We start from the raw sequence: 15,225 nt of genomic DNA, 5'->3' as shown, positions 1-15,225 counted from the left end.
AGTTTGTTCAGTTGAACGAGTCGCCGCAGGCGCAGGAGCCGGTGGCGTTGGGGTTGTCGATCGTGAAGCCCTGCTTCTCGATGGTGTCGACGAAGTCGATCGTGGCGCCCTGGATGTAGGGGGCGCTCATCCGGTCGACGGTCAGGTTGACGCCGCCGAACTCACTGACCAGGTCGCCGTCGAGGGTGCGGTCGTCGAAGAAGAGGTTGTAGCGCAGGCCGGCGCAGCCGCCGGGCTGGACGGCGATCCGCAGCGCCAGGTCGTCGCGGCCTTCCTGGTCCAACAGCGCCTTGGCCTTGGCGGCCGCGGCGTCGGTCAGGATCGCGCCGTGGGTCTCGGTCGTGGTCGACTGATCGGAAACAGTCATTGCGTCTCCCTTAAAAGCTGATGTCTGTGCGGGTCTTAGCCCAATGCATCAACGGTACCTTGTCCTGGCCATATTCCCGAGTCAGAGACCGGCCGCGGTTTGCCGGGCCAGGCCGCTGAGCTGGTTGGCCGCGTCGTCGATCGCCACCTGCACCGACCCGGCGTAGTCGGCGATCGCGTGAGCCGCCGTGATCCCCGCCTCATCCAGCGCGGCCGGTCCGAGCGTGACCTGCCCGGCCAGTACCAGCACCGGAACCCCGCGCGCCCGGGCCCCACCGGCCAACGCACTGACCACCTTGCCGTGCAGCGACTGGTCGTCGAAGCGGCCCTCGCCGGTGACGATCACGTCGGCCGCCGCCAGGTCGTCGGCCAGGCCGGTGAACTCGGCGATCACAGCCGCCCCGGACTCGCGCCTGCCGCCGAGGGCCAGCAGTGCGGCGCCCAGTCCCCCGGCCGCGCCGGCGCCGGGCAGCGGGCTGACCGCATCACCGAGCTCGGCCGCCCACGCCGCATTCCGTTGTTCGAGGATCTCCACGGTCGCCGGATCGGCGCCCTTCTGCGGACCGAAGACGTGTGCTGCACCCATCGGGCCCAGCAGCGGGTGTTCGACGTCGGTCGCGGCGATCAGGTCGACGCCGGCCAGTTTCTGTCGGGCCTTGCTGAGCCCGCCGAGCGCCTCGACGAGCCCGCGGCCGCCGTCGGTGCAGGCGCTGCCGCCCAGGCCGACGACGATCCGCTGCGCGCCGGCAGCCAGCGCGGCATCGACCAGCTGGCCCACGCCGCGGCTGTGGGCCGCGACCGCGGTGTCGACGGTGGGTGGTCCGCCCAGCAGCGCCAGGCCACAGGCCTGCGCGCATTCGATGTAGGCCGTCGCGGTCGCGGGGTCGTACACCCATTCGGCGTCGACGTCGACGGTCAGCGGACCGGACACCGTCGCGTGATGGATGTCGCCGAGCCTGCTGGCCAGCACCCCGACGAAGCCCGGACCGCCGTCGGACTGCGGCGCGAGGGTGAGCTCATCGGACGGCCGGGCTTGGCGCCAACCCGCGGCGATGGACTCGGCGGCGTCGACGGCGGTCAGGCTGTCGCCGTAACAGTCCGGCGCGATCAGCACCCGCATTCCTGCAGGGTAACCTGGCAGGCGTGAAGCTGCTGGGCCGCAAGAACGACGAGGGCGACGCCAAGGCCGAGCCGGCTGAGGTCGACGAACCCGCCGTCTCGGGTGTCACCGCACCCAAGGGCAAGCCCACCCCGAAGCGCAGCGACTCCGCCAAGCGCCGCGGGCCGGTCGCCCCGGCGCCGATGACGTCGGCCGAGGCACGCAAGCGCCGCAAGGAGATGCGCGCGACGCTGACCAAAGAGGAGCGCCGCGAGGAGAAGGCCAAGCGCCGCACCGCGATGAACGACCGTCGTGAGCGCATGATGGCCGGCGAAGAGTCCTACCTGCTGCCCCGCGACCAGGGCCCGGTCCGCCGCTACGCGCGTGACATCGTCGACTCGCGTCGCAACGTGCTGGGACTGTTCATGCCCGCCGCGCTGGGCCTGATCTTCGTGATGCTCGCCGTGCCGCAGGTCCAGTTGTTCATCTCTCCGGCGATGCTGGTGCTGATGCTGGTGATGGCGATCGACGGAATCCTGTTGGGCCGCAAGGTCAACAAGGCGGTCGACGCCAAGTTCCCCGACAATGCCGAAGGCTCGTTCAAGCTCGGCCTGTACGCCGCGGGCCGGGCTTCTCAGATGCGCCGCATGCGCGCCCCGCGACCGCAGGTCGAGCGCGGCGCCAAGGTCGTCTGAGCCGATCCACGCGGTGCGCACGCTGGTGCTCGGCGGAATCAGGTCGGGCAAATCACGATGGGCCGAAACGGCGATCGCCGCCGAACCTGCCGTGCGCTACGTCGCCACCGGTGCGCCCGCCGACACCGATGCGGCGTGGGCGCAGCGGGTGGCCGCCCACCGCGACCGCAGGCCTGATGCGTGGAGCACCGTCGAAACATCCGCTGTGGCAGCCCTTTTGCGCAACGACCCGCAGACCGCGACCCTGATCGACGATCTGGGCGGCTGGCTCACCGCGGTCCTGGATCGCCGGGGCTGGGAGAACGGTTCGGTGGCCGCCGACATCGACGATCTGGTGAGCGCCGTCGACGGATTCACCGCGCCGCTGGTCGTGGTCAGTCCCGAGGTCGGGTTGACCGTGGTGGCGGCCAACGCGGCTGCCAGGCGCTTCACAGACGAACTCGGCACACTCAACCAACGACTCGCCCAGTGCTGTGAGCAGGTGGTCCTGGTGGTTGCGGGACTGCCGGTCTGGGTCAAACCGACGAAGGCGTTGAACTGATGGAATTCCCCGCGGTCACACCGCCAGACTCCCGTGCCGCCGCGGCGGCCAAACGCCGCCAGGACATTCTCACCAAGCCGGCCGGCGCACTCGGCCGGCTGGAGGATCTCTCGGTGTGGATATCGGGCTGCCAAGGGCTGTGCCCGCCAAAGCAATTCGAGCGCGCCCGGGTGGTGGTTTTCGCCGGTGACCACGGGGTGGCCCGCACCGGGGTGTCGGCCTACCCGCCGGAGGTCACCGCGCAGATGGTGGCCAATATCGACGGCGGCGGCGCGGCGATCAACGTGCTGGCCGGTGTCGCGGGCGCATCGGTCCGTGTCGTCGACATCGCGGTGGACTGCGAGCAGCCGCTGACCGAGGCAATCGGCGCGCACAAGGTCCGGCGCTCCAGCGGCAACATCGCGCTCGAGGACGCGCTGAGCACCGAAGAGGTGGCCGCCGCGCTGGACGCGGGCCGCCGACTGGCCGATGACGAGGTGGACGCCGGGGCCGATCTGCTGATCGCCGGCGACATGGGCATCGGGAACACCACGGCGGCGACGGCGCTGATCGCCACCCTCACCGATACCGAGCCGGTGGCCGTGGTGGGCCGCGGCACCGGGATCGACGACGCCGCGTGGTCGCGCAAGACCGCGGCGGTGCGCGATGCGATGTTCCGGGCCAGGCAGTTTCGCCCGGATCCGGTCGGGCTGCTGCGCACCTGCGGCGGCGCGGATCTGGCCGCGATGGCCGGCTTCTGCGCGCAGGCCTCGGTGCGGCGCACTCCCCTGTTGCTCGACGGCGTGGTGGTGACCGCGGCCGCTCTGGTCGCCGACCGGCTGGCACCGGGGGCTCGTGCCTGGTGGCAGGCCGGACACCGGTCGACCGAGCCCGCGCACACGCTGGCGCTGGCCCACCTGGATCTGGTGCCGATCGTGGACCTGGGCCTGCGCCTGGGTGAGGGCACCGGCGCCGCGGTGGCGCTACCGATCCTGCGGGCGGCCGTCGCGACGCTGGCGTCGATGGCCACCTTCGAGGGTGCAGGCGTCTCCGAGCGCGCCTCGGACTGATCGTGTTCCGTTCGCTGGCAACGGCTTTCGCATTCGGGACGGTAGTACCCGTCCCGCTGCGAGGTGCCGCTTTCGGCCGCGGAACGATGACGGCGCTCCCGCTGGTAGGTGCGGCGCTCGGCGGGCTGGCCGCCGCGGTGCTGTGGGCCGGCGGCTGGGCCTTCGGTCACCACAACCCGCTGGCCGGGGTGCTCGCCGTCGCCGCGCTACTGCTCGGCACCCGGGGCCTGCATATCGACGGGCTCGCCGACACGATCGACGGGCTCGGCTGTTACGGACCGCCCGAACGCGCGCTACAGGTGATGCGCGACGGCACCGCGGGACCGTTCGGCGTCGCGGCCGTCGTCGTCGTGGTGGCCGCCCAGTCGCTGGCGTTCGCCACCGCACCCGCGGGCTGGACCGGCGCTCTGGCGGTGGTGACCGCGCTGGCCACCGGCCGGGTCGCCGCGGTGCTGGCCTGCCGTCGCGGGGTACCCGCGGCCGGCGGCAGCGTGCTGGGTGAACAGGTTGCCAGCAGCCAGCCGCTGGCGGTCGCCGTGGCGTGGGGCGTGCTGGTCGCGGGGCTCGCGAGCGTGGCCACGCCCCGGCTGTGGCAGGGACCGGTCGTCGTGCTGATCGCGCTGGTAGCGGCCATGATTCTGGTGTCGCACTGCGTGCGCCGATTCGGCGGTATCACCGGCGACGTGCTGGGTGCGGTGATCGAGTTGACGACCACCCTGACCATCATCGGTTTGGTTGCCCGCACCTGATTGTGGAAATGCCCGTATTGCGGCGCGAAGCCGCACGGCGAATTAGATTCGGGCAAAAGCAGGGGGTGGCAATGGGCACGTCGGAGGGGACGCCCGATGCTTCGTGGTTCGAGGAACTGGCCAACAGCAACGAGACGCTGTTCTACGTCCTGCGGGTAAAACCTGATCTGGCGTTCGAATACGTCAACGCCGCGGTGGAGAGCCTGCTGGGCTGGACGCCCGAGGAGGCGATGACCGACCCCGAGGGGGTGCTCGGTGTGGTCGACGCCTCCCACGCCGCCCGGCTGGAAGCCGCTCTGGAGCTCAAGCCGGGCACCGAGGCGACAGTCGAACTGATCTGGCAGCACCGCAATGGAAATCCGGTGTACGGCCAGACCTTCATCCGGTCACGGCAGCGCAAGGACGGGTCGGTCGTATTGGAGGGCGCCACCCGCAACGTCACCCAGTTGCACAAAGTGGAAGCCGAACTCAACCTCTCCGAGAAGCGCTACCGGCTGCTCGTCGAAAACGCCTGGGATGTGGTGTGGACGACTGCGGTCGACGGCACGCTCACCTACATCAGCCCGGCCATCGAGCGGCTGCGCGGGGTGAGTGCCGAGGAGACGATGCAGCAGGCGCTCAGCGATTTCTTTCCCCCGGAATCCGCCGACCGCATTCGGAAATACTTCCGCAGCGCGATCGCCGCGGTCCGGGACGGCACCGATCTGCCGCTGTTCCGCGCGGAACATGAGTTCTTCCACAAGGACGGCACCCGAGTGCCCGCCGAGATGCAGGTCATCCCCCACATCGACGAAAACGGGCGGGTACTGGAGATCATCGGTGTCACCCGCGATATCACCGAGCGCAAGGCGCTCGAGGCCGAGCTGAGACGATTGGCGGTCACCGATCCGGTGACCGGGGTATGGAACCGCCGTCACGGCCAGGAGTTGATCTCCGCCGACCTGAACCAGGCGCATTGCCAGTCGCTCTCGCTGTTGATGCTCGACGTCGACAACTTCAAGGCCGTCAACGACACCCGGGGGCATCAGGCCGGTGACCGGGTTCTCGTCGAGATCGCCCGGCGGCTGGTGGGGGTCTGCCGCGATACCGACATGGTGGCGCGTTGGGGCGGCGAGGAATTCGTGATCCTGTTGCGCGGCTGCGCATTACAAGACGGCGTGAAGCTCGCCGAGCAAATCCGCGCCACGGTCGCGGATACCCCGTTCATCGACGCCGGCGCGGTGACCGTCAGCATCGGCGTCGCGCAGGCCACCGCGCAGGACGACGTGACATCGTGGGTCGCGCGCGCTGACGACGCGCTCTACGAAGCCAAGGGATCCGGCCGAAACACGGTGCGAGCGGGCCTGGCTAGCTGAGCCGAGCCATCCAGCCGTGCGTGTCGGCGAAGGTGCCGCGCTGAATGCCGGTGAGGGTGTCGCGCAACGCCATCGTCACTTCACCGGGCTGTCCGTCGGCGATGGTGAATTCGCCGTCGCCGTACTTGACGTGCGAGACCGGGGTGATGACGGCGGCGGTGCCGCAGGCGAACACCTCGGTGATCTCGCCGGCGGCCGCGCCCTTGCGCCATTCCTCGACGTCGATCTTGCGTTCCTCGACGGCGAAGCCCGCATCGCTGGCCAGTTGCAGCAGCGAATCGCGGGTGATGCCGGGCAGCAGTGAGCCGGACAGTTCCGGGGTGACCAGCCGCGCCGAGCCCCCACTGCCGAAGACGAAGAACAGGTTCATCCCGCCCATCTCCTCGATGTAGCGGCGTTCGATCGCATCGAGCCACACCACCTGATCGCAGCCGTGCTCGGCGGCTTCGGCCTGCGCCAGCAGCGAAGCGGCATAGTTACCACCGAATTTGGCCGCGCCGGTGCCGCCCGGGCTGGCCCGGACGTATTCGGTGGACAGCCACACGCTGACCGGCTTGATCCCGCCCTTGAAGTACGCGCCGGCCGGTGAGGCGATCACCAGGTAGCGGTATTCGGAGGCCGGCCGCACCCCCAGACCGGGCTCGGTGGCGATCACGAACGGCCGCAAGTACAGCGACGCCTCGCCACCCGCGGGCGGCACCCACTGGTTGTCGACGGCGATCAGCTGGCGCAGGGATTCGACGAACAGTTCCTCGGGCAACTCCGGGATCGCCAGCCGGCGCGCCGAGGCACGCAGCCGCCCCGCGTTGGCCTCCGGGCGGAACGAGACGATCGAGCCGTCCGCCCACCGATAGGCCTTGAGGCCCTCGAAGATCTCCTGGGCGTAGTGCAACACGATGGCCGACGGGTCCAGCTCGATGGGGCCGTAGGGCACGACGCGGGCGTCGTGCCAACCCTGTTCGTCGGTGTAGAGCACCGAGACCATGTGGTCGGTGTGGAAACGGCCAAAGCCGGGATCGGCCAGAATCTGGCCCCGTACCTCGTCGCTCGCCGGGTTCGCATTGCGCTCAACCGTGAACTCGAGGAGGCCGTTCGTCATATGGGAATTGTAGACCGGACGGCTACCGAGTTTTGACCTCGACGAACGGCGGCTTGACCACCTCGCACTCCAGCGGGCGGCCGCGAACGTCGACGTTGACCAGCGCGCCGTCCTCGATTCCGGCGTCTGCGTCGATGAGGGCAAGGGCGATACCGACTTTCAGTGTGGGCGAGAACGTGCCCGACGTCGTGACGCCCACCGGTTGGTCGCCCTTCAACACGGTCAGCTCGGGGCGCAGCACGCCACGGCCGGTCGCGCGCAGGCCGCGCAGCAGCCGGCGCGGACCTGCCTCCTTCTCGGCGAGCAGAGCATCGCGGCCCCAGAACGCGTCCTTCTTCCAGCCGATCGCCCAGCCGCAGCGGGCCTGCAGCGGCGAAATGTCCAGCGCCAGCTCATGGCCGTGCAGCGGGTAGCCCATCTCGGTGCGCAGCGTGTCGCGTGCGCCCAGCCCCGCGAGTTGTCCGCCGGCGCCCTGCACCTCGGCCACCAGGGCGTCGAACACCACCGGTGCGGAGTCCCACGGCGGCAGCAGCTCGTAGCCGTGCTCACCGGTGTAGCCGGTGCGGCAGACCCGTACCGGCACGCCGGAGTAGGTGGCATCCGCGTAACCCATGTAGTCCATGTCGGTGGGCAGACCCAGCGCGGCGAGCACCTCGGCCGAGCGCGGACCCTGGACGGCGAGCACCGCGTACGAGCGGTGCTCGTTGGTGATCGAAATGCCTTGCGGCGCAGCGGCTTGCAACGCCTCCACCACAGCGGCGGTATTGGCGGCGTTGGGCACCAGGAAGATCTCATCGTCGCTGACGTAGTAGGCGATGAGGTCGTCGATCACCCCGCCGTCGGGCGTGCAGCACAGCGTGTACTGCGCCTTGCCGGGACCGACCCGGCGCAGGTCGTTGGTGAAGGCGGCGTTCACGAACTCCGCGGCGCCCGGCCCGGTCACCAGCGCCTTGCCCAGGTGGCTGACGTCGAACAGGCCGACGGCCTCGCGGGTGGCGGTGTGTTCGCCGACGGTGCCGGCATACGACACCGGCATCGACCAGCCCCCGAACGACGCGAAGCTGGCGCCCAGCTCGCGGTGCTGACGGTCGAGCGGGCCAAGCAACAGATCGGATGTGTCGGTCACGGCCAACAACACTAATCCCCCGCGATTAGTGTGAATCCCCGTGAGCACCGAAGTCGGCTACCCAGCCCCCACCGTCACCGTCGCGACCTCACTGCCCAAGCGGGCGATGGGGGCCGTCTTGATCGTCCCGGTCGTGACCGGGCCCGACAGCGACGGCTCCCCCGTGGTCGTGGGCGGCCCGTTCCTCGACGCCGAGGCCATCGGCGAGATCCAGGTGAGCCTGCGCGCGCTGGGCGCCAAGGGCGGCGTCGAGCAGGTCACCCGCCTGCACGTGCCGTCGCTTCCGGTCGGCAGTGTGCTGACCATCGGGCTGGGGGCCGATCGTGACGAGTGGCCTGCCGACGTGATCCGGCGTGCCGCCGGAGTGGCGGCGCGCTCGCTGTCCGGCGTGGAGACCGTCATCACGACGCTGACCGAGCTGGATCTGGAGGCCGCGATCGAGGGCCTGATCCTCGGCAGCTACCGGTTCACCGAGTTCCGCAGCGCCAAGACCGCACCCAAGGAAGCGGCGCTGGCCAAGATCGTCGCGCTGAGTACGGCGTCCGGCGCCAAGAAGGACGCGGCCCGGGCCACCGCCATCGCGACGGCGGTGGCCACCGCGCGCGACTTCGTCAACACCCCGCCCAGTCACCTGTTCCCCGGCGAATTCGCCAAGCGCGCCAAGGCTTTGGGTGAGGCGGCCGGTCTGGAGGTCGAGGTTCTCGACGACAAGGCGTTGGCCAAGGCCGGCTACGGCGGCATCGTCGGGGTGGGCAAGGGTTCCTCGCGCCCGCCGCGACTGGTGCGGTTGGCCTACCGAGGGGGCAAGGGCAAGAAGGCCAAGACCGTAGCCCTGGTCGGCAAGGGCATCACGTTCGACACAGGCGGAATCTCGATCAAGCCGGCCGCCTCGATGCACCACATGACCTCCGATATGGGTGGTGCCGCCGCGGTGATCGCCACGGTGGTGCTGGCCGCCAACCAGGGGCTGCCGATCGACGTGATCGCCACCGTCCCGATGGCCGAGAACATGCCGTCGTCGACCGCACAGCGCCCGGGTGACGTGCTGACCCAGTACGGCGGGATCACTGTCGAGGTGCTCAACACCGACGCCGAGGGCAGGCTGATCCTGGCTGACGCGATCGTGCGGGCGTGCGAGGACAACCCCGACTATCTGATCGAGACCTCGACGCTGACCGGCGCGCAGACCGTCGCGCTGGGCGCCCGCATTCCGGGCGTGATGGGCAGCGACGACTTCCGCGATCGGGTGTCGCGCATCTCACAGGCCGAAGGTGAGAACGGTTGGGCGATGCCGCTGCCCGACGAGCTCAAGGACGATCTCAAGTCCACGGTGGCCGACCTGGCCAACGTCAGCGCGCAGCGGTTCGCCGGCATGCTGGTCGCCGGGGTGTACCTGCGCGAGTTCGTCGCCGACGGCGTGGAGTGGGTGCACATCGACATCGCCGGGCCGGCGTACAACGCGTCGGGCCCATGGGGCTACACCGGCAAGGGCGGCACCGGCGTGCCGACGCGGACGATGTTCGCGGTGCTGGAGGACATCGCCGCCAACGGCTAGCTCACTGCAGCGGGCTACCTCACTGCAGCGGGAAGGCGATACCGCGCTCTTCCCGGCTGCGCGGGCCGAAGATGCGCCGCTGCGCGTCAGTGATGCGCACATCGTTGATCGAACCCTCACGGCGCCGGTTGAGCCGCTGCTCGTCGAACTCCCAGAGCTCGTTGCCGTAGCTGCGCCACCACTGCCCGTCCTCGTCGTGCCACTCGTATTGGAAGCGCACCGCGAGGCGGTTGTCGTCGAACGCCCATAACTCCTTGCGCAGGGCGTAATAGTGTTCGCGCCGCCACTTGGCGATGAGGAAGTCGACGATTTCGTCGCGTCCGGTGATGAAGATGTCGCGGTGCCGCCAGGCCGCGTCGACCGAAAAGCCGAGCGAGACCATCCAGGGATCGCGGGTGTTCCAGGCGTCCTCGGAGGCCTGCACTTTGGCAACCGCCGAGCGCCGGTCGAAGGGCGGGGCGGGCCGGCGGATTCGGGTCACCTCGGTCATCTCCCGACCTTGGCAGCCGGCGCCGCGACGGGCATCACGGCAAGCCGCCAGAGCGGACTACCAGCTAGCCGGTAGTGGAGCGCTCAGAGCACCTTGCCGCGGGCGGTGCTGCGCAACGCCTGCGGGGCGATCCGGGATGTGCCGTAGAGCAGGTACGCCTCGGGTGTGACGGGCCGGATCGGCTTGTTCTTCTTGACCGAGGAGACGATCGCGGCGGCCACCTTGTCCGGACCATAGCCGCGCAGATCGAACATCTTCTCCAGTTGCGCACGCCGGGGCGCGACCGCCAAGCGCTTGCCCCCGGGGGCGATGAGCGGGGTGGTGGACACGATGTTGGTGTTGACGACCCCTGGGCAGATGGTCGTCAATCCGATTCCCGCGGAATCCAATTCGGCACGCAGGCAGTCGGAGAACATGTACACCGCCGCCTTGGAGGTGCAGTAGGCGTTCAACGACTGCAGTGGCGCGTACGCCGCCATCGAAGACACGTTGACGATATGGCCGCCGGTGCCGCGCTCGACAAGCCGACGGGCGAACGCCCGGCAGCCGTTGACGACACCACCGAGGTTGACGTCGAGCACGCGGTCGAATTGCTCTGCGGGAGTGTCCAGGAACGCACCCGCCACCCCGATGCCGGCATTGTTGACGACGATGTCGGGCACCCCGTGCGCGGCGGACACCTCCTCGGCGAAGCGTTCCACGGCGTCGGCGTCGGACACGTCGAGCACGTACGAATGAGCGATGCCGCCGTGTGCGGCGATCTGTGCTGCGGTCTCCTTGACACCGGCCTCGTCGATGTCACTGACGATGAGTTCTGCACCGTCGCGGGCGAAGGCCAATGCGGTCTCCCTTCCGATGCCGCTTCCGGCACCGGTGACCGATACGAGCATGTCGCCGAAGTACTTTCGTGGACGGCCGACCTCGGCACGTAGCAGCGCACGGCTGGCCGGCTTGCCGTCGAGGTGTTCGGCCAGCTCGGTGACCGCGGTGGCCAGCACCTGCGGATGGGTAAACGGCGACCAATGCTTGGCGCGGATGTCGCGGCGCCACAACCGCGGCGCCCACCGGGCGGTGTCGTCGTAGACGTAGGGCCGCACGTACGGATCGTCGAGGTTGACGATCACCTGCACCGGAACCTCGACGTAGCGTGGCTTGGGGGCATGCAGCAACGTGCGAAAGAAGTTGGCACGGTAGATCTTCAGCCCGTTGGCGGCATCGGAACTGAACGTCTGCCCGTGGTGGCGCTGTCGGGTGGGAATCCCGCGGCTGACCGTGCCGAGCAGTAGCGTGGCGGCGCCGCGCACGGCGGCCGGGGCCAGCACCGGTATCGAGAAGGCCGCCATGTAGCTCAGGTGCGCACCCTGAGATAGCGCGCGGGAGAACACCTTCGGCCGATAAGGCCGCTTGAGGCCGTCGCGGACGAACCGGCTGAAATGCTCGGTGTTGGGCCCGGAGACCGACGTGAAGGACGCCACCCGCTCGACGGCCTCGGGGCGGGTCACGTACTCCCAGATGGTGGACGATCCCCAGTCGTGGGCCAGCACGTGCACGGGCTGCCCCGGGCTGAGCTCGGCGATGACCGCGCCGAAGTCGTCGGCGAGGCTGGCCATCGTGTAGGCCTTGTACGACTTGGGGCCCGAGGACGCGCCTGCGCTGCGGTTGTCGTAGCGGATGATGCGGAACGTGTCGGCCAGCAGTGGCACTACGCCGTCCCACAGCACATGCGAGTCGGGCCAGCCGTGCACGAGGACGACGGTCGGGCCGTCGGGGTTGCCCTCCTCATAGACCGCGAGGCGGGCTCCGTCGTTGGTGTCGACATAGCGCATGGTCATCAGGACCTCCGAGGCCGGCCGAGTAACTGTGACGCTCGGTAGCTCATACCGTGGGTACCGAACGATTGTGACCCTGCCCGCCCGGACAGTCGGGTGTCAAGACCGACGGCGTTCGATCCGCTTGCGGGCGTCGTAGTCGCGCATCCGCTGCGGGTATCCGACTTTCTGCACGTCGTAGACGGGGATTCCGAGTTGCTCGCCGAGCCGCCGCGCTCCGGCCGGACCGCCGGTCGGGCGACGGGTCCACTCGCCGTCGGCGGCGACCAGCACGACGGTCATCGGGGTGACGCTGGTCTCGGGCTCGACGAACGCCTCGACCCCGACGCGCGGCGCGGCCCACTCCTGCAAATGCCGGTGGTCGGCGGCAACATCTGATTCGGCCCGGCGACCGGGCCGGAACCTGTCGAACAGCCCCAACTCCGACGCACTCCTCTCAGTGGTTCTTTCCATCGATGGTGCCAGAGAAAACACACGTCGCCCTGAGTGCATGTGAGCGGCTCGGCAATGACAGGATGGGTACACGACGCTGTGGTAAGCCAGAAGTCCGACCCGCACGACTGACCGTTCGAGGGAGTCAACACAATGGCCGTCTCCGTCCAGATGCCGGCACTCGGTGAGAGCGTCACCGAGGGGACCGTCACCCGGTGGCTCAAGCAAGAGGGCGATACCGTCGAAGTCGACGAACCTCTGCTCGAGGTGTCGACCGACAAGGTCGACACAGAGATCCCCTCACCGGCGTCGGGTGTGCTGACCAAGATCGTTGCCCAGGAGGACGACACCGTCGAGGTCGGCGGCGAACTCGCGGTCATCGGGGAAGCCGGCGAGGCCGCGGAGTCCGCGCCCGCCGCCGAGGAGAAGCCCGCCGAGGAGCCGGCCGCCGAAGAGGCAGCGCCCGAACCAGAACCCGAACCCGAGCCGGAGCCAGAGCCCGAGCCCGCCGCGGCACCTGCCGCGCAGTCGTCGGGATCGTCGACGTCGGTGACGATGCCCGAGCTCGGTGAGTCCGTCACCGAAGGCACCGTGACCCGGTGGCTGAAGAAGGTCGGCGATTCCGTCGAGGTCGACGAAGCGCTTGTCGAGGTCTCCACCGACAAGGTCGACACCGAGATTCCCTCGCCGGTGGCCGGAACACTGCTGTCCATCACCGCTGAGGAAGACGACACCGTCGCCGTCGGCGGCGAGCTGGCCAAGATCGGCGATGCCGGTGCCGCGCCTGAAGCCAAGCCCGAGCCGAAGCCCGAACCCAAGCCGGAGCCAAAGCCCGAGCCGAAGCCGGAACCCAAGGCCGAACCCGCCCCGGAGCCCAAGCCAGAACCCAAGCCGGAACCCAAGCCCGAGCCCAAGCAGGCACCCGCTCCGGCAGCGGCCGCCGACGAGGGTGCCGCGTCCGACGGCAGCCCCTACGTCACCCCGCTGGTGCGAAAGTTGGCCGTCGAGAACGGAATTGACCTCGCGTCGGTCAAGGGCACCGGCGTCGGCGGACGAATCCGCAAGCAGGACGTGCTGGCCGCGGCCGAAGCCAAGAAGGCGCCGGCCGCACCCGCTGCTCCTGCGGCCGCCGCCCCTGCCGCACCCGCCCCGGCAGCGGCATCGGCCCCGTCGCCGCTGGCCCACCTGCGCGGGACCACGCAGAAGGCCAACCGGATTCGGCAGATCACCGCCAAGAAGACCCGCGAATCGCTGCAGACCACAGCGCAGCTGACGCAGACCCACGAGGTCGACATGACCAAGATCGTGGCGCTGCGGGCCAAGGCGAAGAGCAGCTTCGCCGAGCGCGAAGGGGTCAACCTGACCTATCTGCCGTTCATCGCCCGTGCGGTCATCGATGCGCTCAAGGCGCACCCGAACATCAACGCGAGCTACAACGAGGACACCAAGGAGATCACCTACTACGACGCCGAGAATCTCGGCTTCGCGGTGGACACCGAGCAGGGTCTGCTCTCACCGGTGGTGCACAACGCCGGCGACCTCTCGCTGGGCGGCCTTGCCCGCGCGATCCACGACATCGCCGACCGCGCCCGCAGCGGCAACCTCAAGCCCGACGAGCTGTCCGGCGGCACGTTCACGATCACCAACATCGGCAGCCAGGGCGCGTTGTTCGACACCCCGATCCTGGTTCCGCCGCAGGCCGCGATGTTGGGTACCGGCGCGATCGTCAAGCGCCCCAGGGTGATCGTCGACGATTTCGGCAACGAGTCGATCGGCGTCCGCTCGATCTGCTACCTGCCGCTCACCTACGATCACCGGCTGATCGACGGCGCTGACGCCGGCAGATTCCTGACCACCATCAAGCGGCGGCTCGAAGAAGGGGCATTCGAGGCCGACCTGGGCCTGTGACGCCAATGGGCCAGCCAGTAGAGGGGCTCGTCGTTGCGATAGCCGGTTCATCCGGCCTGATTGGTTCGGCGTTGGTCTATGCGCTGCGCGCCACCGATCACCGGGTGCTGCGCATCGTGCGACGGGCACCGGCCAACAGTGACGAGCTGCACTGGAATCCGGACAGCGGCGAGTTCGATCCCGCCGGCCTGGAGGGCGTCGACGCGGTGATCAACCTGTGCGGGGTGAATGTCGGCGAGAAGCGGTGGTCGGGCGCGTTCAAGCAGAGCCTGCGCGACAGCCGGATCGGCCCGACCGAGGTGATCGCGGCCGCCGTCGCCGACGCCGGCGTGCCGGTGTTGATCAACGCCAGCGCGGTCGGTTACTACGGCGACACCCGCGGCCGGGTCGTCGACGAAACCGCGCCTGCCGGAGGCGGTTTCCTGGCTCGGCTCTGTATCGACTGGGAGTCGGCGGCGCTGGCCGCCGAGGACGCCGGGGCGCGCGTGGTGCTGGCCCGCTCCGGGTTGGTGCTCTCCCCCGGCGGCGGCGTGCTCGCTCGGCTGCGCCCGCTGTTCGCGCTCGGTCTTGGCGCCCGGCTGGGCAGCGGGCGGCAGTACATGCCGTGGATCAGCCTGGAGGACGAGATCCGCGGGCTGCTGTTCGCGATCAACAACGACGCGCTCTCGGGTCCGGTGAATTTCACCGGACCGGCACCGGTGACGAATTCGGAGTTCACCGCGGCGCTGGGCCGGGCGCTGAACCGGCCGACGCCGCTGCTGGTGCCGGGCTTCGCACTGCGCACCCTGCTCGGCGAGTTCGCCGACGAAGGTCTGCTCGACGGCCAGCGGGCCATCCCGGCCGCGCTGGAGCGGGCCGGGTTCGTCTTCCATCACAACACCATCGGCGAAGCGCTGGCCTACGCGACCGCATCCACCCAGGGGTAGCGTCGA

General features: G+C 69.3%; 15 protein-coding genes. 8 read left to right on the top strand and 7 right to left on the bottom strand.

Annotation, left to right across the window (positions count from 1 at the left end; translation table 11 throughout):
• Positions 1 to 7: 7 nt before the first annotated feature.
• Complete coding sequence (locus tag EV580_RS17270; RefSeq protein ID WP_133692436.1) at positions 8 to 367, bottom strand: HesB/IscA family protein; 360 nt, start codon at positions 365 to 367, stop codon at positions 8 to 10.
• A gap of 81 nt (positions 368 to 448) precedes the next feature.
• Complete coding sequence (locus tag EV580_RS17265; RefSeq protein WP_133692435.1) at positions 449 to 1,486, bottom strand: glycerate kinase family protein; 1,038 nt, start codon at positions 1,484 to 1,486, stop codon at positions 449 to 451.
• A gap of 23 nt (positions 1,487 to 1,509) precedes the next feature.
• Here EV580_RS17265 and EV580_RS17260 point away from each other — a divergent pair, with 23 nt between their 5' ends.
• From EV580_RS17260 to EV580_RS17240, 5 genes are all read left to right on the top strand, one after another.
• Positions 1,510 to 2,160 carry a DUF3043 domain-containing protein gene (locus EV580_RS17260; RefSeq protein WP_166654758.1) on the top strand — a complete coding sequence of 217 codons (651 nt, stop codon included), beginning with the start codon at positions 1,510 to 1,512 and terminating at the stop codon, positions 2,158 to 2,160.
• A gap of 13 nt (positions 2,161 to 2,173) precedes the next feature.
• On the top strand, positions 2,174 to 2,701 hold the full coding sequence (locus tag EV580_RS17255; protein ID WP_133692433.1) for a bifunctional adenosylcobinamide kinase/adenosylcobinamide-phosphate guanylyltransferase: 528 nt from the start codon (positions 2,174 to 2,176) through the stop codon (positions 2,699 to 2,701).
• The gene (cobT, locus tag EV580_RS17250) at positions 2,701 to 3,750 is read left to right on the top strand and encodes a nicotinate-nucleotide--dimethylbenzimidazole phosphoribosyltransferase (RefSeq protein ID WP_133692432.1); all 1,050 of its coding nucleotides are present in this window, start codon (positions 2,701 to 2,703) and stop codon (positions 3,748 to 3,750) included. Before EV580_RS17255 ends, cobT begins: the two co-directional genes overlap by 1 nt.
• Positions 3,751 to 3,752: 2 nt before the next feature.
• Positions 3,753 to 4,499, top strand: a complete 747-nt coding sequence (locus tag EV580_RS17245; RefSeq protein ID WP_133692431.1) for an adenosylcobinamide-GDP ribazoletransferase — start codon at positions 3,753 to 3,755, stop codon at positions 4,497 to 4,499.
• 71 nt (positions 4,500 to 4,570) lie between these two features.
• A complete protein-coding gene (locus tag EV580_RS17240; protein ID WP_133692430.1) occupies positions 4,571 to 5,854 on the top strand; it encodes a sensor domain-containing diguanylate cyclase in 1,284 nt (427 codons plus the stop codon).
• On the opposite strand, the gene EV580_RS17235 is transcribed toward EV580_RS17240, so the two are convergent.
• Positions 5,847 to 6,953, bottom strand: a complete 1,107-nt coding sequence (locus EV580_RS17235; protein ID WP_133692429.1) for a branched-chain amino acid aminotransferase — start codon at positions 6,951 to 6,953, stop codon at positions 5,847 to 5,849. The two genes, EV580_RS17240 and EV580_RS17235, sit on opposite strands and share 8 nt — an antisense overlap.
• Before the next feature lie 22 nt (positions 6,954 to 6,975).
• The gene (gene gcvT, locus EV580_RS17230) at positions 6,976 to 8,091 is read right to left on the bottom strand and encodes a glycine cleavage system aminomethyltransferase GcvT (RefSeq protein ID WP_133692428.1); all 1,116 of its coding nucleotides are present in this window, start codon (positions 8,089 to 8,091) and stop codon (positions 6,976 to 6,978) included.
• A gap of 28 nt (positions 8,092 to 8,119) precedes the next feature.
• Between gcvT and EV580_RS17225 the strand changes: the two genes are divergently transcribed.
• A complete protein-coding gene (locus EV580_RS17225) occupies positions 8,120 to 9,634 on the top strand; it encodes a leucyl aminopeptidase (RefSeq protein ID WP_133692427.1) in 1,515 nt (504 codons plus the stop codon).
• Positions 9,635 to 9,653: 19 nt separating this feature from the next.
• Here EV580_RS17225 and EV580_RS17220 read toward each other — a convergent pair whose 3' ends face one another.
• The 3 genes from EV580_RS17220 to EV580_RS17210 form a co-directional block, all read right to left on the bottom strand.
• On the bottom strand, positions 9,654 to 10,124 hold the full coding sequence (locus tag EV580_RS17220; RefSeq protein WP_133692426.1) for a nuclear transport factor 2 family protein: 471 nt from the start codon (positions 10,122 to 10,124) through the stop codon (positions 9,654 to 9,656).
• Between the two features lie 83 nt (positions 10,125 to 10,207).
• Positions 10,208 to 11,956 carry an SDR family oxidoreductase gene (locus EV580_RS17215; protein WP_133692425.1) on the bottom strand — a complete coding sequence of 583 codons (1,749 nt, stop codon included), beginning with the start codon at positions 11,954 to 11,956 and terminating at the stop codon, positions 10,208 to 10,210.
• A 96-nt stretch (positions 11,957 to 12,052) separates the two neighbouring features.
• Positions 12,053 to 12,373 carry an oxidoreductase gene (locus tag EV580_RS17210; protein WP_133693106.1) on the bottom strand — a complete coding sequence of 107 codons (321 nt, stop codon included), beginning with the start codon at positions 12,371 to 12,373 and terminating at the stop codon, positions 12,053 to 12,055.
• 165 nt (positions 12,374 to 12,538) lie between these two features.
• On the opposite strand from EV580_RS17210, the gene sucB reads away from it, so the two are divergent.
• Positions 12,539 to 14,293 carry a 2-oxoglutarate dehydrogenase, E2 component, dihydrolipoamide succinyltransferase gene (gene sucB / locus EV580_RS17205; protein ID WP_133692424.1) on the top strand — a complete coding sequence of 585 codons (1,755 nt, stop codon included), beginning with the start codon at positions 12,539 to 12,541 and terminating at the stop codon, positions 14,291 to 14,293.
• Positions 14,294 to 14,298: 5 nt separating this feature from the next.
• Positions 14,299 to 15,219: a TIGR01777 family oxidoreductase gene (locus EV580_RS17200; protein WP_133692423.1), complete on the top strand. Its 921-nt coding sequence runs from the start codon at positions 14,299 to 14,301 to the stop codon at positions 15,217 to 15,219.
• Positions 15,220 to 15,225 lie beyond the last annotated feature (6 nt).

It is taken from the genome of Mycobacterium sp. BK086 (assembly GCA_004362315.1).
Taxonomy (GTDB): Bacteria; Actinomycetota; Actinomycetes; order Mycobacteriales; family Mycobacteriaceae; genus Mycobacterium.
This window is presented reverse-complemented; position numbering and strand designations above follow the sequence as displayed.

Coding starts and splice junctions, on each gene's coding strand:
- EV580_RS17265 (WP_133692435.1), bottom strand. CDS start 1,486: ATGCGGGTGCTGATCGCGCCGGACTGTTACGGCGACAGCCTGACCGCC.
- EV580_RS17235 (WP_133692429.1), bottom strand. CDS start 6,953: ATGACGAACGGCCTCCTCGAGTTCACGGTTGAGCGCAATGCGAACCCG.
- EV580_RS17200 (WP_133692423.1), top strand. CDS start 14,299: ATGGGCCAGCCAGTAGAGGGGCTCGTCGTTGCGATAGCCGGTTCATCC.
- EV580_RS17270 (WP_133692436.1), bottom strand. CDS start 367: ATGACTGTTTCCGATCAGTCGACCACGACCGAGACCCACGGCGCGATC.
- cobT (WP_133692432.1), top strand. CDS start 2,701: ATGGAATTCCCCGCGGTCACACCGCCAGACTCCCGTGCCGCCGCGGCG.
- sucB (WP_133692424.1), top strand. CDS start 12,539: ATGGCCGTCTCCGTCCAGATGCCGGCACTCGGTGAGAGCGTCACCGAG.
- EV580_RS17240 (WP_133692430.1), top strand. CDS start 4,571: ATGGGCACGTCGGAGGGGACGCCCGATGCTTCGTGGTTCGAGGAACTG.
- EV580_RS17220 (WP_133692426.1), bottom strand. CDS start 10,124: ATGACCGAGGTGACCCGAATCCGCCGGCCCGCCCCGCCCTTCGACCGG.
- EV580_RS17215 (WP_133692425.1), bottom strand. CDS start 11,956: ATGACCATGCGCTATGTCGACACCAACGACGGAGCCCGCCTCGCGGTC.